The sequence below is a fragment of the Kribbella sp. NPDC051137 genome (assembly GCF_040682535.1).
In the GTDB taxonomy this organism is placed as follows: domain Bacteria; phylum Actinomycetota; class Actinomycetes; order Propionibacteriales; family Kribbellaceae; genus Kribbella; species Kribbella karoonensis.
Genome location: NZ_JBFBBI010000001.1, coordinates 1341156 through 1362010 on the forward strand (window position 1 = coordinate 1341156; position 20855 = coordinate 1362010).

Annotated in this window: 18 protein-coding genes; 9 read left to right on the forward strand and 9 right to left on the reverse strand. The window is 70.1% G+C overall.

From position 1 onward, the window contains the following. Window positions 1-62: 62 nt before the first annotated feature. Window positions 63-2447, reverse strand: a complete 2385-nt coding sequence (locus AB0M51_RS06335) for a lamin tail domain-containing protein (protein ID WP_363748311.1) — start codon at window positions 2445-2447, stop codon at window positions 63-65. A gap of 132 nt (window positions 2448-2579) precedes the next feature. Further along, window positions 2580-4175 carry a M4 family metallopeptidase gene (locus AB0M51_RS06340; RefSeq protein WP_363748313.1) on the reverse strand — a complete coding sequence of 532 codons (1596 nt, stop codon included), beginning with the start codon at window positions 4173-4175 and terminating at the stop codon, window positions 2580-2582. 148 nt (window positions 4176-4323) lie between these two features. On the opposite strand from AB0M51_RS06340, the gene AB0M51_RS06345 reads away from it, so the two are divergent. Both AB0M51_RS06345 and AB0M51_RS06350 read left to right on the forward strand, forming a co-directional pair. Further along, window positions 4324-5418, forward strand: coding sequence for a DNA primase small subunit domain-containing protein (locus tag AB0M51_RS06345; RefSeq protein ID WP_344196720.1), 1095 nt, complete (start codon window positions 4324-4326; stop codon window positions 5416-5418). Window positions 5419-5472: 54 nt separating this feature from the next. After that, complete coding sequence (locus AB0M51_RS06350) at window positions 5473-5946, forward strand: carboxymuconolactone decarboxylase family protein (protein ID WP_344196718.1); 474 nt, start codon at window positions 5473-5475, stop codon at window positions 5944-5946. A 92-nt stretch (window positions 5947-6038) separates the two neighbouring features. On the opposite strand, the gene AB0M51_RS06355 is transcribed toward AB0M51_RS06350, so the two are convergent. Genes AB0M51_RS06355 through AB0M51_RS06365 form a run of 3 tightly spaced genes read right to left on the reverse strand, consistent with a single transcriptional unit; the run spans window position 6039 to window position 9444 of the window. Continuing rightward, on the reverse strand, window positions 6039-6803 hold the full coding sequence (locus AB0M51_RS06355) for an SDR family oxidoreductase (RefSeq protein ID WP_363748316.1): 765 nt from the start codon (window positions 6801-6803) through the stop codon (window positions 6039-6041). 60 nt (window positions 6804-6863) lie between these two features. Then, complete coding sequence (locus tag AB0M51_RS06360; RefSeq protein WP_363748318.1) at window positions 6864-8726, reverse strand: glycoside hydrolase family 15 protein; 1863 nt, start codon at window positions 8724-8726, stop codon at window positions 6864-6866. Continuing rightward, window positions 8635-9444, reverse strand: a complete 810-nt coding sequence (locus AB0M51_RS06365) for an SURF1 family protein (protein WP_363748320.1) — start codon at window positions 9442-9444, stop codon at window positions 8635-8637. Before AB0M51_RS06365 ends, AB0M51_RS06360 begins: the two co-directional genes overlap by 92 nt. Window positions 9445-9501: 57 nt before the next feature. Here AB0M51_RS06365 and moaA point away from each other — a divergent pair, with 57 nt between their 5' ends. Continuing rightward, window positions 9502-10521, forward strand: coding sequence for a GTP 3',8-cyclase MoaA (gene moaA / locus AB0M51_RS06370; protein ID WP_363748322.1), 1020 nt, complete (start codon window positions 9502-9504; stop codon window positions 10519-10521). 65 nt (window positions 10522-10586) lie between these two features. Here the strand turns inward: moaA and AB0M51_RS06375 are convergent, their stop codons facing one another. Together AB0M51_RS06375 and AB0M51_RS06380 are read right to left on the reverse strand one after the other, a co-directional pair. Next, entirely contained in the window at window positions 10587-10787 is a 201-nt protein-coding gene (locus tag AB0M51_RS06375; RefSeq protein ID WP_344196708.1) for a hypothetical protein, read from the reverse strand. A gap of 176 nt (window positions 10788-10963) precedes the next feature. Beyond that, window positions 10964-11335, reverse strand: coding sequence for a DUF3099 domain-containing protein (locus AB0M51_RS06380; protein ID WP_344196706.1), 372 nt, complete (start codon window positions 11333-11335; stop codon window positions 10964-10966). Between the two features lie 74 nt (window positions 11336-11409). Here AB0M51_RS06380 and AB0M51_RS06385 point away from each other — a divergent pair, with 74 nt between their 5' ends. From AB0M51_RS06385 to AB0M51_RS06405, 5 genes are read left to right on the forward strand one after another with little or no spacing between them, the layout of a single operon-like run. After that, on the forward strand, window positions 11410-11622 hold the full coding sequence (locus AB0M51_RS06385; RefSeq protein WP_344196704.1) for a dodecin: 213 nt from the start codon (window positions 11410-11412) through the stop codon (window positions 11620-11622). Window positions 11623-11682: 60 nt separating this feature from the next. After that, entirely contained in the window at window positions 11683-12387 is a 705-nt protein-coding gene (gene fabG / locus AB0M51_RS06390; RefSeq protein WP_344196702.1) for a 3-oxoacyl-[acyl-carrier-protein] reductase, read from the forward strand. Continuing rightward, complete coding sequence (fabI, locus tag AB0M51_RS06395; RefSeq protein ID WP_344196700.1) at window positions 12387-13157, forward strand: enoyl-ACP reductase FabI; 771 nt, start codon at window positions 12387-12389, stop codon at window positions 13155-13157. Before fabG ends, fabI begins: the two co-directional genes overlap by 1 nt. Window positions 13158-13160: 3 nt before the next feature. Continuing rightward, window positions 13161-14846: a Mur ligase family protein gene (locus AB0M51_RS06400; protein ID WP_344196698.1), complete on the forward strand. Its 1686-nt coding sequence runs from the start codon at window positions 13161-13163 to the stop codon at window positions 14844-14846. 39 nt (window positions 14847-14885) lie between these two features. Then, complete coding sequence (locus tag AB0M51_RS06405) at window positions 14886-15740, forward strand: hypothetical protein (RefSeq protein ID WP_363748326.1); 855 nt, start codon at window positions 14886-14888, stop codon at window positions 15738-15740. On the opposite strand, the gene cphA is transcribed toward AB0M51_RS06405, so the two are convergent. Further along, entirely contained in the window at window positions 15741-18530 is a 2790-nt protein-coding gene (cphA, locus tag AB0M51_RS06410; protein ID WP_344196694.1) for a cyanophycin synthetase, read from the reverse strand. A gap of 4 nt (window positions 18531-18534) precedes the next feature. After that, the gene (locus tag AB0M51_RS06415) at window positions 18535-19578 is read right to left on the reverse strand and encodes a cyanophycinase (protein ID WP_344196692.1); all 1044 of its coding nucleotides are present in this window, start codon (window positions 19576-19578) and stop codon (window positions 18535-18537) included. A 212-nt stretch (window positions 19579-19790) separates the two neighbouring features. On the opposite strand from AB0M51_RS06415, the gene AB0M51_RS06420 reads away from it, so the two are divergent. Then, window positions 19791-20801 (forward strand): hypothetical protein, encoded by a 1011-nt coding sequence (locus tag AB0M51_RS06420; RefSeq protein ID WP_344196690.1) that lies wholly within the window; start codon window positions 19791-19793, stop codon window positions 20799-20801. Window positions 20802-20855 lie beyond the last annotated feature (54 nt).

The following is a 20855-nucleotide window of genomic DNA, read 5'->3' on the forward strand; positions in this document are numbered from 1 at the left end:
CACACCAGTATCGGCCGCCCGGACGCGAAAACCCCGCCCGGGCGACCGACGTAACACTGCGGTTAGCGCACCCAGGACGGGAGCGGGGTCAGCTTGACCACCTGCGGGTCGTGGTCGGAGATCTGGTCCGGGAACTCCGCGTTCATGTGCACGACGTCGTACTGCGCGGTCGGCCGCAGGTTCTGCGACACCAGGATCTGGTCCAGGATCTGGCTGTTGCCCTCGAACACGTAGCTGTACCGCTCCTTCAGCGGCAGAGTCCGCGGCAGGTCGACCAGTGCGGTGTTGCCGGATCCGACCAGGATGTCCGCGGTCTGCGACCAGTCGAAGTCGTTCAGGTCACCGAGGACGACGATGTTCGCGCCCTTGTCCTTCGCCAGGATCTGGTCCACGAACGAGCGGACCGCGGCGGCCTGCTCGTGCCGCTTCGGGGCGCTGGACTGCACCGGCGGCTGGAACCGGCCCCACAGCGGGTCGTCACCGCCCTTGGAGCTGAAGTGGTTCACGACCACGAACACGGTCTGCCCGTGCCACTTGAACTCGCCGGCCAGCGGGACCCGGGTCGCGGCCCAGGCCGGGTTGGCCGGGTCGACGCGGCCCGGCGACGAGCTGAGATGCGGCCGTCCGGCGTGGTCGGTGACGATCGTGGTCGCGGTCGTCGAGCCGCCGCCCGGCGTGTCGACGAACGTCAGCGGCTTGTCGGTCCGGTACAGGAACGCCACCCGGATGTTGCCGCCCGGCTCGCCGCCCTCGGCGTTGTTCACCGGGTCGATCTCCCGCCACGCGTACTTCGGCCCGCCTGCCTTCGCGATCGCCGCGACCAGCATGTTCAGCGTCTTGTCGGCGGCCGTCGTACCGGAGTTGACCGCGCCGTCGTTGTCCTGCACCTCTTCGAGGCCGAGGACGTCCGGCGAGGCGAGGTTGTGGACGACCGCCTGCGCGAGACCGTCGAACTTGGCGTCACCGTCGGACGGGTCCAGGTTCTCCACGTTGAACGTCGCGACCGACAGTTGCGCCGGCGACGACGGCCTGGTGACCTCGCGCTGGACCCCGCCGTCGATCACGGTCGGCGTCGTGGTCGGCAGGAACTTGAAGTTCCCGAACGAGTAGTCCACGACGCCGTTCACGGTGCCGGCCAGCGTGTCGCCGGTCTTCGCGTCCGGGATCGGTGTGAGCACGTCGTCCAGCAGGATCCGCTCCGGGTTCGAGTCGGTCTTCTGCAGCAGGATGCCGCCGCGGACCGTGCGGACCCCGGACCCGGCCGGTACGACGGACAGCTCGCGGTACGAGCTGGTCGGACCGGTGACCTCCGGCTGGTTGATGCCGATCCACATGCCCTCGAGCGACTCCCAGAAGTCGAGCCCGTCGTTGGCCGGGTCGAACGCGGTGCTGGTCTTCTCGACGTCACCGTTGGAGTCGTCGTCGATCACCGTCGACGGCGGCACGCGGCCGCCCGGGCCGACGATCGTCGGAGCCGGCACGGGAGCCGTCCCGGTGACGGTGATCTTGGCGTTGGTCAGCTCGGTCGTGGTGAGGTTCGTCGTACCGCCGGAGCCGCCCGGGCGGAACTCGGCGACCGTCGCCTCGACGCTCAGCGCGTCGCCGACCGACACCGTCGGCGCTGAGCTGGTGAAGACGAACACGCCTTCGCTGGTGGCCGGGTTGTCGTCCGGCTGGGTGTCCTGGAACCAGAACCCGTTGCTGCCCTTCGCGGTCACCACACCGGTGACGTTGCCGACCCGCTTGCCCTCCAGCGGCGAGCGGTGCGCGGCACCCTGGATGTCGTGGATCTTCGCGTCCACGGGCGGCTCGGCCGGCCCGCCGGTCAGCGTGCCCGGCGACGGGTTGCCCGCGACGAAGTCCGCGCTGTTGTTGTCGGTGTCCTGCTTCGGGTTCGCCCGGGCGGCCGACGTGGTGTTCGACAGGCCCGGCGCGGGCGCGGTCTCGGAGTCGTTCGCCGTACCGAAGCCGACGTAGTCGCGGACCGCCGGGTCGGCGTGGCACCCGGAGCCGCAGGCGAGCGCGGTCTGGCTGGTGACCAGCGCGACCTTGCCGGCGGTGGCGGACATCGGGATCGTGCCAGTCACGTTCGGAGTCGGCATCGGCTGCCCGGTGGCGCCGCCGCCTTCCTGGACCAGGTACACCGCGCCCGGCGCGATGCTGCCGGTCAGCTTCGTGACCTGCCACGACGTACCGGCCGCGGACGCGTACTGGATCGACCAGCCGCTCACGTCGACCGGAGCGGAGCCGTTGTTGGTCAGCTCGACGAAGTCGTTGGTGTACGGCGCACCGCTGTTGCCGCCACCGCCGTACACCTCGGTGATCAGTACGTCGGTGGAGGCGGCGTCGGCGGGCCGGGCGATCAGCGTCGCGGCGCCGGCCACGGCGAGACTCGAGGCGACCACGAGAGCGCCGACGCGGCGTCGTGATCCGTTCAGGGCAGACATGGCCGGATTCTCACACCGGTACGTGGTCCTTCCAAGGTCCAACACGTGAACACCGGGTGCGGTGTCGAAAAGCAGGGGTGATCATTCGCCGGCCCTGTCCGCCCCAGTGGGACAGGACCGGCGAAACTTCGATCAGTTGACGGCTACCGCAGACCAGGCGGCCGCGACGGCGGCCTTCTCCGCGCTGTTCGCGCCGTACAGGTCGGTGGCCGCGTTCAGCGTCGCGGTCCGGGCCTGCGCGTACGTCGTACCGCTGGTCATGTACGTCGTCAGCGCGCGGAACCAGATCTTGCCGAGCTTGTCGTGCCCGATCCCGGTCAGCGTCGAACCGTTGCAGGTCGGCGAGTTGTGCGGCAGGCCGCCGATCGTCTTCGCGCCGGAGCCCTCGGCGAGCAGGTACGCGAAGTGGTTGGCGATCCCGGACGAGTAGTGCACGTCCAGGTTGCCGACGCTCGACGAGTAGCAGTCCGGGGAGTTGCCGTCCTTGCTCGGCTTGTCCATGTAGCGCAGCGCCGGGCGGTCCTTCATGATCTTCTCGCCGATGTAGTAGTCGCCCGGGTCCGAGGCGTTGTTCGCGTAGAACTCGACCATCGTGCCGAGGATGTCGCTGGTCGCCTCGTTCAGGCCGCCGGACTCCCCGGAGTACGTGAGGTTCGCGGTGTGCTCGGTGACGCCGTGGGACATCTCGTGGCCCGCGACGTCGAGCGAGACCAGCGGGCCGGCCGCGACGCTGTCGCCGTCGCCGTACGTCATCTGCTTGCCGTCCCAGAACGCGTTCACGTAGTTCGAGCCGTAGTGCACACGGCTCGGAACTCCCTTGCCGTCGCCGAAGATCCCGTTCCGGCCCTGGACGTTCTTGTAGTAGTCGTACGTCGTCGCGGCGCCGTAGTGCGCGTCGACAGCGGCACTCGTCCGGTCGGCGGTCGTGCCGGTGCCCCAGTGGTTGTCGGCGTCGGTGAACTTCGTCGGCGTCGGGCAGCCCAGCTGGAAGAGCTGGCAGAGGATCGAGTCGGTCTGGTTGTTCGCGTCGCCGGTCCAGCCGCCGCCGCGGGTCGCGTCGGTCAGCGTGTAGCCGCCGGTCGCCGTACTCGTCTCCAGCGGCACGGTGCCGGAGTACAGGCTCTTGCCGTCGCCGGTGGCGGTCTCTATGTGCTGCTCGCTGATCAGCTTCGCGCCGGTCAGGGCGTCGACCGTGGTGGTGATGCGGCTCGGCGTACCGTCCTTCTGAGTGCCGGCCGTGGTGACCAGGTAGGCCAGCCGCGGTGCGCCCTTGCGGGCCTCGATCACCAGGCTGGGCTTGCCTTCGGCCTTCAGACCCTTGGCGAGCGCCTTGGCCGTGGCGGTCGCGGCGGCGAGTTTCGGCGTACGGCTGATGTTCGCGCTCTTCGTGAGGGTCAGGCTGGCGCCCTCGAAGGCGCCGTCCTTGGTCTCGTGGACGACGACGTCGCCCCCGAGAACGGGCAGGCCGCCGATCGTGCGGTCCATCCGCACATGGCTGCTGCCGTCCTTGTCGACGATCACGTCCTTGACCACGAACGCGTCGGCCGTGGTGGCCCGCAGCGCGGACAGGTTGTCGCTGATCGCCTCCTTGGCCTTCGCGACGGCCGCAGCGGGGGTGGGAACAGGGCTTGCCGTCGGTGCGCCGGTGGCAGTAGTTGCGCTGGTCAGTCCGAGGGCGGTGGTGGTCGCCACTGCAGTCGCAGCGGCGAACAGGGCGGATCTGTTCATCCTCGCGCTCCTTGTCAGGTGTCCCGGGGGCCTCACGCCCCAGGAACGAGGTGCTGGAACGTTACCGTCCGGTCACCTACCGTGGCCAGAGGTTGGGAAAAGTTGCCTTTCCCCGGTTTTGGTCGGCCGGGGGCGATACCGTCACCGCATGGCGAAGAGCACGGCGGTGATGCTCACCGTGGGGGAGCGTGAGGTCCGGGTCTCGAGTCCCGAGCGGGTGGTCTACGAAGCCACCGACTGGGCTCCGGAAGTCACCAAGCTGCAGGTCTGCGAGTACTTCGTTGCCGTGGCTCCGGCGTTCATGCACGCCTCGGGGGACCGGCCGGTGGCGCTCGAACGCTGGCCGGGCGGCTGGCGTGAGGGGATGACGCTGTCGGTGGACTCGATCGGCCGGCAGACCGGCGACGGGTTCTACTCGAAGCGCCTGCCGAAGGGCGCTCCGGACTGGCTGGAGACCTGCCGGGTGCTGACGCCGAACGGCCGCCCGATCGACGAGCTGTGCCTGTCCGAGCCGGCCGCCGCGGTCTGGGCCGCGCAGATGGGCACGCTGACCTTCCACCCGTGGGCCGTGCGCAAGACCGACCTCGACCGGCCCGACGAGCTGCGCCTCGACCTCGACCCGCAGCCCGGGGCGACCTTCGCCGACGCCCGGCGGGTGGCCGCCGTCGCGCGCGAGCTGCTCGAGGAGCTGGGGCTCCGCGGGTACCCGAAGACCAGCGGCAACCGGGGCATCCACATCTACGTGCGGATCCGGCCCGAGTGGTCGTTCGACGAGGTCCGGCACGCCGCGATCGGGCTCGGCCGCGAGCTGGAGCGCCGCGACGACGGCGTCACCACCGCGTGGTGGAAGGAGGAGCGCGGCGACGCCTCGATCTTCCTGGACTTCAACCAGAACCTCCGCGACCGCACCGTCGCCGGCGCCTGGTCGCTCCGGCCGCGGCCCGGGGCTCCGGTCAGTACGCCGATGTCGTGGGAGCGGCTCGCCGACGTCGACGACCCGCGGGCGTTCAACCTGCACACGGTGCCCGAGTACCTCGCCGACGGCGATCCGTGGGCCGACATGGACGACACGGCGTACGCGCTCGACCCGCTGCTGCGGTTGTGGGAGGAGCTGCCCGGCGGCGAGCTGAACTTCCCGCCCGACTATCCGAAGATGCCGGGCGAGCCGCCGCGGGTGCAGCCGAGCAAGAAGGTCGCCGAGCACTGGGACGAGCAGGGCAACCGGATCCCTGACATTCCGTAGGGCTGTCTCGTCGGGTGGGTGTCAAGATGCTCATTCGCAAGGAGACAACCTGTTATGGACGCTCGTCTGGATCTGTTCACCAACCCCGTGCTCGGCAAGTTCATCAAGCACCTGAACACCGCCGCGCGCGGTGCGATGGACGCCGGCGTACCGCTCAGCACGCTGGAGCTGCTCGAGCTGCGGGTCAGCCAGATCAACGGCTGCGCGGTCTGCGTCGACATGCACTCGAAGGACGCCGCGCACCACGGCGAGACCGCGGTCCGGATCAACCTCGTCGCGGTCTGGCGTGAGGCCACCGTCTTCACCGAGGAGGAACGCGCCGCGCTGGCGCTCGCCGAGGCCGGCACCCGGATCGCCGACGCCGCCGGGGGAGTCCCTGACGACGTGTGGCAGACCGCGGCCAAGTACTACACCGAGGAACAGCTCGGCGCCCTGGTCGCCGCCATCGCCGGCATCAACACCTGGAACCGCATCAACGTGATCACCCAGCAGCCGGCCGGCGACTACGTACCGGGCCAGTGGGGGTGATCCGCGGATGCCCAGGCCATCACCATCGCCGGCGAACCGCCGGGCTGAGCGTAGCCGTCGCGGCGGGCGGTGGATTGTGATGGCGTGGCGGTTCAGATGGTGCGGAGTGCTCCGCCGTCGACCGGGATGATGGCGCCGGTCAGGTAGGAGGCGGCGGGGGAGAGGACGAAGGCGGCGACCCGGCCGAACTCGTCGGGGGTGCCGTAGCGGCGGAGCGGGATGGTCTTCTCGGAGGCACGGCGGACCGCCTCCGGGTCGCCGGACTTGCCGTCCAGCTCCTGCAGCCGGGCGGTCGCGATCCGGCCGGGCATCAGGCCGTTCACCCGGATGCCGTTCGGTCCGAGCTCGTCGGCGAGCGTCTTCGCGACCATCGCCAGCCCGGGGCGGAGACCGTTCGAGATCGCCAGCCCGTTGATCGGCGACTTCACCGACGACGACAGCACGAACGCGATCGACGTACCCTCCGCCCCGGCCCGCGCGACCGCCCGGGCGATCCGCAGCCCGCCCAGGAACACGCTGTCGAACGCGGCCCGCCAGTCCTCCTCGTCGGTGTCCAGCGCGGTCCCGGCGCGCGGGCCGCCGACACTGATCAGCGCACCGTGCAGCTCGCCCCACTTGGCGATCGCGGTCGCGGCCAGCCGCTCCGCGCTCTCCGGGTCGGCGTTGTCGACCGGGATCCCGACGACGTGCCCGCCCAGCCCCGACAGCTCTGTGGCGGCCCGGGCGATCGACTCCTCGCTCCGGCTGGAGATCACCAGCCGGGCGCCTTCGGCGGCAAGCGCCTTCGCGGTGGCGAAGCCGAGCCCGGCGCTGGCGCCGGTGACGATGTAGGTGCGATCACGCAGTCCGAGGTCCACACCACCATCCTGCCGCACCGCACCCCCGGGCGCACCTCGACGGTGGCCGACGGCAAGAAACTAGTACGCCGACTTGCGGACCGGGGACTCGGCCGTGGTCAGGTGCCAGGCCGTGTTCACCAGGCCGAGGTGCGAGAACGCCTGCGGGAAGTTCCCGAGCATCCGCCCGGCGCTCACGTCGTACTCCTCGGCGAGCAGGCCGACGTCGTTGCGCAGGGCAACCAGCTTCTCGTAGAGGTCGCGGGCCTCGCCGACTCGGCCGACCATCGCCAGCGCGTCGGCCAGCCAGAACGAGCAGATCAGGAACGTGCCCTCGTCACCGACCAGCCCGTCGTCGGTGTGCTCGGTCAGGTACCGCCGGACGAACCCGTCGGCAGCGAGTTCGCGCTGCACCGTGTCCACCGTGCCGACCACCCGCGGATCGTCGGCCGGCAGGAACCCGACCTGCGGGATCAGCAGTACGGCGGCATCCAGCGCCTTGCTCCCGTACGCCTGGGTGAACGTGTTCCGGTCCGGGTCGTAGGCCTGCTCGCAGACCTCCTTGTGGATCTCGTCCGCCCGCGCCCGCCACTCCTTCGCGGGCCCGCTCAGCCCGAACCGCTCGACCGCCCGCGCCGCCCGGTCGAACGCGACCCAGGCCATCACCTTCGAGTACGTGAAATGCTGCCGCCCGCCGCGGACCTCCCAGATCCCTTCGTCGGGCTGGTTCCACACCTCATCCAGGTGCCCCATCAGCCCGCGCTGCACCTGCCAGGCCTCCTCGATGGCGCCGATCTGGTGCTCGCGGGCGAGCGCGAGCACGTCCATCACCTCGCCGAACACGTCGATCTGCAGCTGTTCGGCGGCCGCGTTCCCGATCCGGACCGGCGCCGACCCGGCGAACCCGGGCAGCCAGCCGGCCTCGAACTCGGTGAGCCGGCGCTCGCCGGTCACGCCGTACATGATCTGCACGTCCTGCGGGGAGCCGGCGATCGCGCGCAGCAGCCAGTTCCGCCACGCTTCGGCCTCGTCGGTGAAACCGGCGCGCAGCATCGCGGACAGCGTCATCGTCGCGTCGCGCAACCAGCAGTACCGGTAGTCCCAGTTCCGGGAGCCGCCGAGCGTCTCCGGCAACGAGGTGGTCGGTGCCGCGACGATCCCGCCGGACGGCGCGTAGGTCAGCGCCTTCAGCGTCAGGATCGACCGCGTCACCTCCTCGCTGAGCTCGGTGGTGCTGGTGGTGCCGCCGATCCAGTCGGTCCAGAAGTCCTCGGTCGGCTTGAGCGACGCGATCGCGTCCGTCGCCCGCGGGACCGGGTGGTGCGACGGGTGCCAGGTCAGGACGAACCAGGCCCGGTCGCCCTTGCCGACCCGGAAATCGCCGTACGTCGTGAGGTCCCGCCCGTACTGGTGGACGTCGGAGCGCAGCGAGACCGCGTCCGGTCCCGCGATCGCGTCGATCTGGCCGTCGGACCGGCGTACCCACGGCACCACGTGCCCGTAGTCGAACCGCAGCCTCAGCTCGGACCGCATCTCGACCGACCCGTGGACGCCCTCGACGATCCGGACCACGTCCGGCGCCGTGTCCCGGGGCGGCATGAAGTCGATCACCCGCACCGACCCGGTCGGTGTCGACCATTCGGTCTCCAGGACCAGCGTGTCGCCGCGATAGTGCCGGCTGCTGACCGCGTCCGCGTCCCGCGGCGCGATCCGCCAATGGCCGTTGTCCTCGGTGCCGAGCAGCGCCGCGAAGCAGGCGGGGGAGTCGAACCGCGGGAAGCACAGCCAGTCGATCGAGCCCTGCTTCGACACCAGTGCGGCGGTCTGCAGGTCACCGATCAGCGCGTAGTCCTCAATCCGGTGCTCCGGCGTGGGCCGCGGGCTGCTCGACGTCTTCCGGGCTGTCGTCTGAGCTGTCTTCGGCGTCGTCCCCCGATTTGCCACCGCGACCTCCCGTTTTCGTGAAGTAGACCAGCCCGCCGATCGCCAGCAGCGCGAAGAAGAACCATTGCAGCGCGTAGAAGAAGTGTGGACCGTCGTCGATCTCCGGGCCGGGGAACCCGCCGAAGGCCGGGTCGTTGGCCGGGTCCTGCTTGGTGAGCTGCAGGTAGCCGTCGTACAGGTTCAGCCCGAGGACCTTCGCGAAGTCGGGTCCGTTGATCAGCCGGGCCGTCCCGTCGTCCGGCGTACCGCCGGTGGTGTGGCCGCCGCGCTCGCTGCGCTGCAGGCGCCCGGTGACGGTCACCTCGCCGGTCGGTACGGCGGGGACGTTGAGCGGCATCAGTTCCGAGCTCTGCCGGGCGATGAAGCCGCGGTCGACCAGCACCGCCTTCCCGTCGGACAGCACCAGCGGCGTGACGATCTCGAAACCGGGCTTGTCGTTCACGTTGCGGTACTTCAGGATCACCTGCTTCGACGCGTCGTAGTGCCCGGTGACGACGGCGGTACGCCAGGCGTGCTGGTCGCCGACGACACCCTGCGGGCCGACGATCTGGTCCAGGGGCGCGGGCTCGGCCGCCAAGTTCGACCTGGTGACCTCGTTGCGCGCCTTGCGTTCGTCGAGCCGGTGCAGCTGCCAGCGGCCGAGCGCGACGCACACGGCAGCCAGCACCAGTACTCCCAGCGCGGCAGTGATCCAGCGGAGGTTCATCACACGACCCACGTCTCGAACTTAAGCCATCCCCTGAAATGGCCGACGCCCGGCACGTACGCTGGGGGAATGACGGAGATCCGGGAAGTGGCACAACTCGGCCTGGCAGACCGCTACGGCCGGGTGGCGACGGACCTGCGGGTCTCGCTGACAGACCGCTGCAACCTCCGTTGTACATACTGCATGCCGGAGGAAGGCCTTGACTGGCTCGGCAAGCCCGAGCTGCTCACCGACGACGAGGTCGTCCGCCTGGTCTCGGTCGCCGTCACCCGACTCGGCGTGCACGAGATCCGCTTCACCGGCGGCGAGCCGCTGCTCCGCCGCGGCCTGGTCGGCATCGTCGGCCGTACGGCGGAACTCACGCCGCGCCCGGAGATCTCGCTGACCACCAACGGAATCGGGCTCGCCCGCCAGGCACAGGCACTGAAAGACGCCGGTCTGGACCGGGTGAACGTCAGCCTCGACACCGTGAACGCGGACACGTTCAAGCAGCTCACCCGCCGGGACCGGCTCAAGGACGTGATCGCCGGACTCGAGGCGGCCCAGGACGCGGGCTTGACGCCGGTGAAGGTGAACGCGGTCCTGATGCGCGGCGTGAATGACACGGAAGCGCCGCAATTGCTGGAGTTCTGCCTCGCGCGCGGGTACGAACTGCGGTTCATCGAGCAGATGCCGCTGGACGCCCAGCACGGCTGGCACCGGGAGACGATGGTCACCGCCGACGACATCCTCGGCATGCTCACCGACCGGTTCCACCTGACCCCGGACGACGCGTCGAAGCGCGGCAGCGCGCCGGCCGAGTCGTTCCTGGTCGACGGCGGACCGCAGACGGTCGGCATCATCGCGTCGGTGACGCGGCCGTTCTGCGGGGACTGCGACCGCGTCCGGCTGACCGCCGACGGTCAGATCCGCGACTGTCTGTTCGCGCGCACCGAGTCCGATCTGCGGTCACCGTTGCGGGCCGGCGCCGACGACGCGGAACTGGCGGACCGCTGGCGGCGCGTGATGCTGCGCAAACTCCCGGGCCACGGCATCAACGACCCGAGCTTCCTGCAACCGGCCCGCCCGATGTCAGCCATCGGCGGTTGACCGGCGACTCCGGCCTAATCCGGAAATGTGCTTTTTCGGTACGTCTCCGGCGTGGCGACATTCCCTTAGGTGAATGGTTCGATCTCGCGCAGGAATGACCGGCGCGCCAGGAAGTCCGACAGGCTCTCCTTGTGTTCGTCGCAGGCGAGCCAGGTCTTCCGCCGGTCCGGCGTGTGGATCTTCGGGTTGTTCCAGCGCAACGCCCAGGTGGCGGTGTTGCCGCAGCCCTTGGCGGAGCAGGTGGTCGGAGCAGGTTCTTCAGTCACATTCCCGATATTCCTGATGTCTCAATAATCAATAAGGGCAAAAATGAAGCGACGTCGGACAGCCACGGGGGGAGCCGTCCGACGCCGCATCAAGTCCCTGAATTCCACTGCTGAACTTCAAGGCACGCGGGAGATTCTGACACGAATCAGTCCAAGTTTTCCAGTCCCGGCCCAGATCACTTTTCGGTGTCGGTTCCCCGGTCCTGAACACGGTCCTGAACCGGCTCCTCGCCGGCCGGTACGACGGTCGTCCGGCCGTCCCCGATCGCCGTCCGGCCGGGGGCGATGAAGGGACTCGCGCCGCCCTGGGTCGCGGACCGGTGGGCGTTCGCCAGCACGACCGCGAAGTACGGCAGTGCGATCGCGCCGACCACGAAGGCCCAGCGCCACGGCGACGGGGTGACCACGGCGAGGACGAAGCACACCACCCGGATCGACATCATCCAGGCGTACCGCACGATCCGGCTGTCCAGATCCTCGGAACGGCCCGGCTGCGCACTGGTCACCGAGATGACCGCCGCGCCGCTCCGTTCATGGCGTCTCGACATCTATCCTCCTCACCAGGAACAACGGTACGCCGCGCCCGCCGCCCCGGCGCAGCCAGGCTGGAGAGAGGCTCGTCATGACCGATCGCACCTACCGCGTGACCGAGATCGTCGGCACTTCGAAGGAAGGCCTGAACCAGGCGATCACCAACGGGATCACCCGCGCCGGGGAGACCCTCCGGCATCTCGACTGGTTCGAGGTGACCGATATCCGCGGGCACATCGAAGACAACCAGATCGAGCACTACCAGGTGACGATGAAGGTAGGTTTCCGGCTCGAAGACTCCTGAGACCAAAGCACCGGCCCGAGTGGGATAGCGTTCCTCCGACCGACGACGTGAGGAGGGCTTGTGGGCAGGTCTGTGCTGGTGACCGGAGGCAACCGGGGTATCGGTCTGGCGATCGCTACCGCGTTCAAGGAGGCCGGTGACCAGGTCGCCGTGACCTACAACGCGAGCCCGCCGCCGGAGGGGCTCCTCGGCGTGAAGTGCGACATCACCGACCAGGCGCAGGTCGACGCCGCGTTCGACACGATCGCGGAGCAGCAGGGCCCGGTCGAGGTGCTGGTGGCGAACGCCGGCATCACCCGCGACACGCTGCTGCTGCGGATGTCCGACGAGGACTGGGACCAGGTCGTGCAGACCAACCTGACCGGCTCGTTCCGGGTCGCCCGGCGGGCCGCGAAGGGCATGCTGCGACTGCGCAAGGGCCGGATCGTGTTCATCTCCTCGGTGGTCGGCCTGCTCGGCTCGCCGGGCCAGGTGAACTACGCGGCCAGCAAGTCCGGCCTGATCGGGATGGCCCGGTCGATCGCCCGCGAGCTGGGCAGCCGCGGCATCACCGCGAACGTGGTCGCCCCCGGTTTCGTCGAGACCGACATGACCGCCGTCCTGCCGGAAGAGACGCAGAAGCAGTACCTGAGCCAGATCCCGCTCGGGCGGTTCGGCCTGACCTCGGAGATCGCGAACGCGGTCCGCTGGCTGTCCTCGGACGAGGCCGGGTACATCACCGGTGCGGTGATCCCGGTCGACGGCGGAATCGGGATGGGCCACTGATGGGCATCCTCGACGGCAAGCGGATCCTGGTCGCCGGAGTCACCCTCGACTCGTCGATCGGCTTCGCCACGGCCAAGGTGGCGCAGGAGCAGGGCGCCACCGTGCTGATCTCGAACTTCGGCCGCGCGCTGAGTATCACCAAGCGGATCGCGAAGCGGCTCCCGGTCGAGCCGCCGGTGCTGGAGCTCGACGTCACGAACGCCGAGCATCTCGCGGCGCTGCCGGACGCGGTGCGGGAGCACGTCGACGGCCTGGACGGCGTCGTGCACTCGATCGCGTACGGGAATCCGGAGACCATCCTCGGCGGCAAGTTCCTGGACGGCCCGTGGGAGGACGTGGCGCAGGCCGTGCACGTCTCGGCGTACAGCCTGAAGGCGCTCGCGGTCACCTGCGCGCCGCTGATGAGCCGGGGCGGCAGCGTGGTCGGGATGACCTTCGACGCGACCGTGGCCTGGCCCGGGTACGACTGGATGGGGGTCGCGAAGGCGGCGCTCGAGTCCACGAACCGGTATCTCGCGCGGGACCTCGGCGCGCAGGGCATCCGCTGCAACCTGGTGTCGGCCGGCCCGCTGAAGACGCTGGCAGCGAAGGCGATCCCGGGCTTCGAGAAGTTCGAGGAGCCGTGGCTGGACCGCGCCCCGCTGGGCTGGGACCCGTCCGACCTCGAGCCGACCGGGCGCACCATCGTCGCCCTGCTGTCCGACTTCTTCCCCTCGACGACCGGCGAGATCGTCCACGTCGACGGCGGCTACCACGCGATGGGAGCGTGATAGGTGTCCAGTTCTCTGGTGGAGCTGCGCGTCCTGGACGGCGCCAACCTCTACTTCAGCCGCGCCGCGATCAAGCTCACGCTCGACGTGTCGGCGCTCGCGGACGCGCCCGCCCCGGCGGCGAAGACCTACGCCCAGGCCATCGGCCTCGGCAGCACCCGTCCGGGCCGGATCGGCTCCGGCTTCCGGCAGCGGTTCGCGATCCGCGTCGTCGGTCACGTCGTACGGCGGATCGCCCGCGAGGCAGGCATCGGCCGGATCGGCGTCCGGGTCCGTCCGGAGGCCGACGTACGACGGCTCGTGGTGGCGTTCCCGTGGGCGCACGAGGGGCGCGCGCGGGCGCTGGGCGCGGCGATCGTCGAGGTCCTCGACGCCTTCGGTGCGGATGACCTGAGCGGGCTGATCGCGTCCGTCGGGGAACGTGTCCGGGACGAGCCGCCGGGCAACCCGCCGCCGACGCTGCGGCCGAAGGTGCCGGTGGTCGCAGTGACCGGGACGAACGGCAAGACCACGACGTCCCGGATGATCGCGCACATCGGCCGCGCCGCCGGCCTGCACGTCGGCTGGTGCAGCACCGACGGCGTGTACTTCGACGGCGAACTGATCAAGTACGGCGACTTCTCCGGTCCGAGCGGTGCGGCCCAGGTGCTGTCCCGGCCGGGGATCCAGCTGGCCGTGGTCGAGACCGCGCGCGGCGGGATCCTGCGCCGCGGCGTCGGTGTCGCCTACAACGACGTGTCGGTGGTCACCAACGTCACCGCGGACCACCTCGGGCTGGGCGGTATCGACACCGTCGACCAGCTCGCCGAGGTGAAGGCGGTGATCACGCAGATCACCCGGCCGCGCGGCTGGTGCGTGGTGAACGGCGACGACCCGCGGACGTTCGCGATGCGGCTCGGCTCGCCCGCCAAGTGCTGGGTGTTCTCGCGGGAGCCCGACTCGCCGTCGATCCGGACCGTGCTGGACGAGGGTGGCCGCGCGACCACTGTGCTCGACGGGTTCGTCACGGTGCTCGACAACGCCCGCGACCCGGAGCCGTTGGTCAAGGTGGCCGACGTACCGATGACGCTGTCCGGGCTGTCGCACTACAACGTGGAGAACACGTTGGCCGCGGCCTCGGCCGCGCTCGGGCTCGGACTGCCGCGGGCGGCGGTGATCGAGGGCCTGAGCACGTTCGCGCCGAACGAGAACAACCCCGGCCGGATGAACATGTACTCGCTGCGCGACTTCACCGTGGTGATCGACCTCGCCCACAACGAGGCCGGGCTGGAGGCGTTGATCGAGATCATGAACGGCGTCAAGCCGGAGGGCGGCCGGCTGATGCTGGCGCTCGGGTCGCCGGGGGACCGGGCCGACGACATGGTCGCGGCGCTCGGCGCGATGGGTGCCCGGGCCGCTGACCGGGTGGCGATCGGTCACAAGAGCGACTATCTGCGCGGACGGCCGCCGGCGGAGCTCGAAGCGGTGTTCCGGGCCGGGGCCGCGTCGGTCGGCGTGGAGGATGTGCCGGCGTTCCCGACCGAGCTGGAGGCGGCGCAGGCGCTGGTCGCGGAGGCCCGGGCGGGCGATGTGGTGGCGGTCATGTCTCTGCAGGATCGGGCGAGTCTTGACGCCTGGTTGCGGTCCGAGGGAGCTACTGTCGACACACCGGAGATCTTGAAGAGCAAGGTCGAGAGAGCCCAGCACTAGCCCCGACGGTCCGCCCGCTGGGGTGGGAACGGGGTTGTGATGCGCTACCTGTGGTCGATTCCGGCCGCGGTGGTCGCCTGGTTCGTGGGCGGCTTCTCCGCGACGTACCTGAAGGGGCTGCCGGAGGGTACGACGTACTTCGTACCGCCGCGGATCGATCTGCTGGTGCTCGGTGGCTTCGCGGGTGGTGTGCTCGCGGGCCTGCTGATCGGCCGGATCCGGATCGCCGTACCGGTCGTGCTCGTCGTTGCCGCGGGTCTGTGGTGGGCGACCGGGACGTCGTTCGGCGAGCTGAAGCTGCTGATCACGTTGCTGGTGGCAACCGCGCTCGGCGGGTTCTTCGGCGCGCTCGGCGCGAGGAGTTCGGTGGTCGCGGCGTTCGCGCTGGCACTGCCGATCGCGTGGACCGCCATGCGTCCGGCCGAGCAGTTGGGCGACTGGCGCTGGTTGTGGCAGCTGAACGGCGCGCTGGTCGGTGCGGGGCTCGCGCTGCTGCTCTACATCGCCTGCTGGAAGCGCGGCTGGCGGTCGGTCGGCGCGTGGATCCCGCTGACCGGGTTCTACCTCGTGTGCTTCGCCCTCGTCGAGGCGGTGCGACTCGTCGCCGCGTCCACCGGGAAACCGATGGACGCCGTCGGCAACGAGTCGACCGATGCGTTCTTCCAGTCGTTCGAGCCGCTGCTGCGGGAGTACTGGCCGTGGATGGTGGTCGGCGTACTGCTGGCGATCCCGATGGTCACGCTCAAACTGCGTGCGCTGCCGCCGGCGCCGCCACCACCGGACCCGTACGCCGACAGGTCGAACGACGCGGTACTGTCCGAGGACCTCGACTGGATCGACCAGGTGGAGCCGCGCCGCCGGCTGCTGCCGAAACGACAGCAGCCGGCGTCCTGATCAGCTGACGGTCTCCTCGACCACTTCTTCGTCCGGCTGGACGAAGTCGGGATCGCCGCCCTCGTCGCCGGAGCGGGCGCCGGCCTGGGCGAGGTGGGAGACCGACTCGAGCTCGGCCAGGACCGACTGGTGCTGGTCGACGCACAGGACCACGAGGTCGCCCGGGTTGGACAGGTCGAGCGCGTAGCGGACCGCGTCGAGCTCGTCGAGTACGACGTCCACCCGCCGGCAGCGCGCGCCGTTCTCCATGGCGGCCCGCACCCCGGCCGTGACCAGGTCCGCCGACTCGCCGCGCTTCCGGCCGCGCAGCCGGGCGTCCTCGCGGACCACGACCGCGTCGAAGTGCTGCGCCGCGACCTCGCCGAGCTCGCGGATGTCGTCGTCGCGCCGGTCGCCCGCGGTCGCGACCACGCCGATCCGGGACGGCCGGCCGAGCTCGGACGACGCGTTCAGGCTCTCGCCGAGCCGGTCGACGAAGTCGCCGAGCATCCGCATCGCCGGCGCGTTGTGGCAGTAGTCGACGATCACGCTGCGCCCGTCGACGTCGATCTCGTTCAACCGGCCGGGCGACAGGTAGTACGACGTACTGAACGTCCGCAGGCCCTGCCGGATGTCGTGCAGCGGCGCACCGGCCGCGAACGCCGCGGCGGCCGCCGCCATCGCGTTCTGCACGTTCATCATCGCCCGGCCGCCGAACGTTGCCGGGAGCAAGTGGGTCCAGGCGAGCTGCATCGACCGGCGGCCGTGCCGCACCACGATCATGTCGCCGAGGTCCGACCGCTCCAGCACCACGGCCCGGCCACCGCGCCGGCAGTGGCCCTCGATGTAGTCGCGGACCTCGCTGCCCGGCTCGGCCATGCTGAACCAGACGACCTGCCCCGAGCACTTGCGGCGCATCTTCCGGACCAGCGGGTCGTCCGCGTTTAGCACGGCGTACCCGGTCCGCGGCACCGCCTCGACCAGCACCGACTTCACGTCGGCGAGCTGCTCCAGCGTGTCGATGCCGCGCAGGCCGAGGTGGTCCGGCTGCACGTTCAGCACCACGGCGACGTCGTTGCGCTCGTACCCGAGGCCCTCGCGCAGGATTCCGCCGCGGGCGACCTCGAACACCGCGAAGTCGACCCGCGGGTTCTGCAGCACCATCCGGGCGGACTTCGGCCCGGACGCGTCCTGCCGGATCACCAGTCGCTCGTCGATCACGATGCCGTCCGTCGACGTCATCCCGACCTTGCGGCCGAGGCCCTTGAAGACGTGGCTGATCATCCGCGCGGTGGTGGTCTTGCCGTTCGTCCCGGTGACCGCGACGATCGGGATCCGGCTGGTCGCCCCCGGCGGGAACAGCATGTCCACCACGGGCTTCGCGATGTACTGCGGCTCGCCGATCGTCGGGTTGGTGTGCATCCGGAACCCCGGTGCCGCGTTCACCTCGCAGATCGCGCCGCCGGTCTCGCGCACCGGCTGGGTGATGTCCGGGCAGATGAAGTCGATGCCGGCGATGTCCAGCCCGATCATCCGGGCCGCCTCCTCGGCGATCTCGACGTTCTCCGGGTGTGCCTCCCAGGTGCGGTCGATCGAGATCCCGCCGGTGGACATGTTGCCGGTGAGCGTCAGCTTCACCATCACGTCCTCGGGCGGTACGTCGTCCAGCTCGAAGCCCTGGTCGCGGACCAGTTGCCGGGCGGCGTTGTTGATCGTGATCCGGGTGAGGATCTTCTCGTGGCCGACACCGCGCCGCGGGTCGGCGTTGGTGATGTCAACGAGTTCGGCCACCGTGTGCACGCCGTCGCCGACCACGTGCGCGGGCACCCGCTCGGCGATCGCCTCCATCCGGCCGTTGATGATCAGGCACCGGTAGTCCTTGCCGGTGACGAAGTTCTCCACGATCACGAAGCCGCGCCGGGACTGCTCGGCGGCGATCGGGAAGGCCTCGCGGAGCGCGTCGGCGTCCAGCAGGTTCAGGCAGACCCCGCGGCCGTGGTTGCCGTCCAGCGGCTTGCAGACCACCGGGTAGCCGATCTTCTGCGCGACCGCGACCGCTTCCTCGACCGTGCGGACGGACTCCGAGCGCGGGACCGGCAGACCGGCCGACGCGAGCAGCCGGGTGGTCAGGTCCTTGTCGCTCGCGACGTCGACCGCGATCGACCCGGTCTCGGACGTCATGGTGGCCCGGATCCGCTTCGCGTGCACGCCCTGCCCGAGCTGAACCAGGCTGGCCTTGTTCAGCCGGATCCACGGGATGTCCCGGGACACCGCCTCGTCCACGATCGCCTGCGTGGACGGGCCGAACGCGGTCCGCTCGGCCTGCTTGATGAACTTCTCGAGCTCCTGCGTGAAGTCGAACGCGGGGTCCGGCTCGACCAGGTTGTTCACGAACCGTACGGCGAGTTCGCCCGCGGCCAGGCCGACCGCCTCGTCGGCGTACGCGTAGGTGATGTTGTAGACGCCTGGCGAACCCTTCACCTGCCGGGTCTTGCCGCGGCGCATGTCGTGGCCGGCCTCCTGCTGCAGTTGGAGCGCGACGTGCTCGGAGATGTGCCCGAGCCAGGTGCCTTCGTACAGCCGCTCGATGAACCCGCCACGGCGGCCGCGGGAGCAGTGGTGCTGGTCGAGGCGGGGCAGGTGCGCGAGGAGGCGCTCGGTGAAGCCGGGGATCGTGTTCGAGGGGAACTTCTCCAGCGAGCCGAGGTCGACGACCAGGTGGATCGCGGGGTCGTAGCTCCAGACGTTCGGGCCGCGGTAGACGCGGGTCTCGATGATCTTGAGGTCAGGGGACGGCGTTGCGTCGGTCATGGGGTCACTGTTCTGGTTGCGTGCGGTCGGGGAGATCGGCTTCGGCGCCGGCCTTGATCGGCTCGGTCGCCTCCGGTCTGGACTCCCCGGCGGCAGCTGCCTTGGTACGGCGTCCCGCGCGCCGCTTGCGCTCCGCGTAGTAGCTGGGCGACACCCCTTCGGCCGCGATCTCCTTCGCCAGCCGCTGCAGGTCTGCCTCGGCCGCGGCCATCTCGGCGTACTCCGACGCCGCCGGCTGCGGGCCGTACGACAGCAGCACCCGGTCCTGCAGGTCGAACGTCGCGGTCGCGGGCAGCACGTGCAGCACGACGCCGGACGCGAGGATCGGCTCGGAGCGCTTGGCGTAGTGGGCGTTCGACGTGATCCGGCTGCCGTCGAAGATCGTCACCGCGCCGCGCCCGACGACCTCCAGGTGGCTGCCGCGGACGACCGCCGCGGTGTCCTCGTCGACGCCGATCCCGAGCAGGCCGGGAGACTGCGCGACCAGTGAGAGCAGCCGGCCGTACCGGTTCCGCTGGGCGAAGTGCTGGTCGACGATCGCGCCCTGCACCAGGCCGAGCCCGCCGGACAGCTGGCTCATCCGCTGCCGCGGGGTCGCACCGGAGCGCCCGAACGCGATCATGTGCTCCGCCAGGATGCTCGCGCCCGCCGACGTACCACCGACCGCCGCGCCGCGCGCGTGCGCGGCCGTCACCGCGCGGCCGAACGCCGTACCGGTGACGACACCCGCGAGCTTGAGTTGGTTGCCACCGGTCATGAAGATCCCGGTGGCGTCGTTCAGCGGCGCGATGAAGGCCGGGTCGTCGGCGTCCTCCCGGTTCTCCGGGCGGACGCCGACCACGCTCTCGGCACCGAGCGCGGCGAACAGCGCGCGGTACACGTCGACGACGTCGGGACCGAGCGCGGACGCCGTCGGCACCACGACGATCCGCGCCTTCGACCCACCCGCCGCCTCGACGAACTCCTGCAGCACCGTCCGCTTCTTCAGCTTGTCCTCGGCACCACCGATAGCGAACAGGGCACCCGGCCCACCCTGCAGTTCAGACATAAGCCGAAGAATAAGTCCTCCCCACCCCCCGCCCCACCACCGCCGTTCCCTCCCACCCCATCTTTGAGAAGCCACCGACCATTCTGAAGGCGAAATCGTGGTTGGTGGCTTCTCAAAGTTGGGTCGGTCGGCCCGGGGTGGGTTATCCACAGGGCGGTGGTTGGGGGAGGTAGGTGGGGTCGAGGGTGGGGCATCTTGGTGGGGTGGATCGGTTGAGTGCTGGGGTTCGGGGGCAGGTGCTGGAGCTTGTTGGGGCACCGCAAGAGCGGCGGGTGCTGCTGGGGGCCGGGCTCCGGGACGCCGACCTGCGACGGCTCGTGCGTAGGCAGGAGTTGCAGCATCACCACGGGCACTACATCGACGGCCACCTCGACGCGGAGCTCGCTCGGATCGCGTGCGCACAGGCGCTGCACCCCGACTCAGTCGTGAGCCACTTCAGCGCCGCGCACCTGGCGGGGCTGCGCACCTGGACGGACAGCCGGCGTCAGTCGGCGCCTCCCGGCGACGCCGTGTGGTTGACGAGGCCGGCCATTGCCAAGCGGAACCAGCGCCGCGACGACATCGTGGTACGGCGCGCAACCCTGGAGCCGGCCGATGTCGCTCAGCACCTGTGGCTGCCGGTCACCAGTACGGCGAGGACTGTGGTGGACCTCGCCCGCGCACTGCCGTTCCCCGAGGCGCTTGTGACCGTCGACCACGCGTTGCGCAGCGGCCTGTCCCGCGCAGAGCTCGACGACGTCATGGAGCGGCAGTTCCAATGGCCGGGCATCCGCCGGGCCCGGACCACGGTCGGCTTCGGCGATCCGCGGGCGGAGTCGGTACTGGAGTCGATAGCCCGGGCGGTCTTCGCCATCGCCGGTTTGCCGGCGCCGATTCTGCAGGCCCAGTTCTGGGACGGTCGCTTGTGGATGCCCGAACGCGTGGACTTCTGGTGGCCGCGGTTCCGGACGATCGGAGAGGCCGACGGTCTCGCGAAGTACGACAGCGACAGCCCCGAGGAACGGCGCCGGCAGTTGCGCCGCAGCCACCGGCGCGATCAGCGGCTGAGCGATCGAGCGGTCGAGCTCGTGCACTTCGGCTGGGAGGACGTCCTCGATCCTCGCTCGGACCTGGTCGCCCGCCTGTGCGCCGCCTTCGGCAGGGGCAGCTCCCGCCCCGGCGACCCGCCGATCTGGCGCGCCCCCGACCCGCTGGACCCCACCCACTACCTACACGCCGCCTGACGACCCGCGCCACTACTTCGCCGTACCCCTATGACCTCAACTTTGAGAAGCCAC

Coding starts and splice junctions, on each gene's coding strand:
- AB0M51_RS06335 (WP_363748311.1), bottom strand. CDS start 2,447: ATGTCTGCCCTGAACGGATCACGACGCCGCGTCGGCGCTCTCGTGGTC.
- AB0M51_RS06340 (WP_363748313.1), bottom strand. CDS start 4,175: ATGAACAGATCCGCCCTGTTCGCCGCTGCGACTGCAGTGGCGACCACC.
- AB0M51_RS06345 (WP_344196720.1), top strand. CDS start 4,324: ATGGCGAAGAGCACGGCGGTGATGCTCACCGTGGGGGAGCGTGAGGTC.
- AB0M51_RS06350 (WP_344196718.1), top strand. CDS start 5,473: ATGGACGCTCGTCTGGATCTGTTCACCAACCCCGTGCTCGGCAAGTTC.
- moaA (WP_363748322.1), top strand. CDS start 9,502: ATGACGGAGATCCGGGAAGTGGCACAACTCGGCCTGGCAGACCGCTAC.
- AB0M51_RS06380 (WP_344196706.1), bottom strand. CDS start 11,335: ATGTCGAGACGCCATGAACGGAGCGGCGCGGCGGTCATCTCGGTGACC.
- AB0M51_RS06385 (WP_344196704.1), top strand. CDS start 11,410: ATGACCGATCGCACCTACCGCGTGACCGAGATCGTCGGCACTTCGAAG.
- fabI (WP_344196700.1), top strand. CDS start 12,387: ATGGGCATCCTCGACGGCAAGCGGATCCTGGTCGCCGGAGTCACCCTC.
- AB0M51_RS06405 (WP_363748326.1), top strand. CDS start 14,886: ATGCGCTACCTGTGGTCGATTCCGGCCGCGGTGGTCGCCTGGTTCGTG.
- cphA (WP_344196694.1), bottom strand. CDS start 18,530: ATGACCGACGCAACGCCGTCCCCTGACCTCAAGATCATCGAGACCCGC.
- AB0M51_RS06415 (WP_344196692.1), bottom strand. CDS start 19,578: ATGTCTGAACTGCAGGGTGGGCCGGGTGCCCTGTTCGCTATCGGTGGT.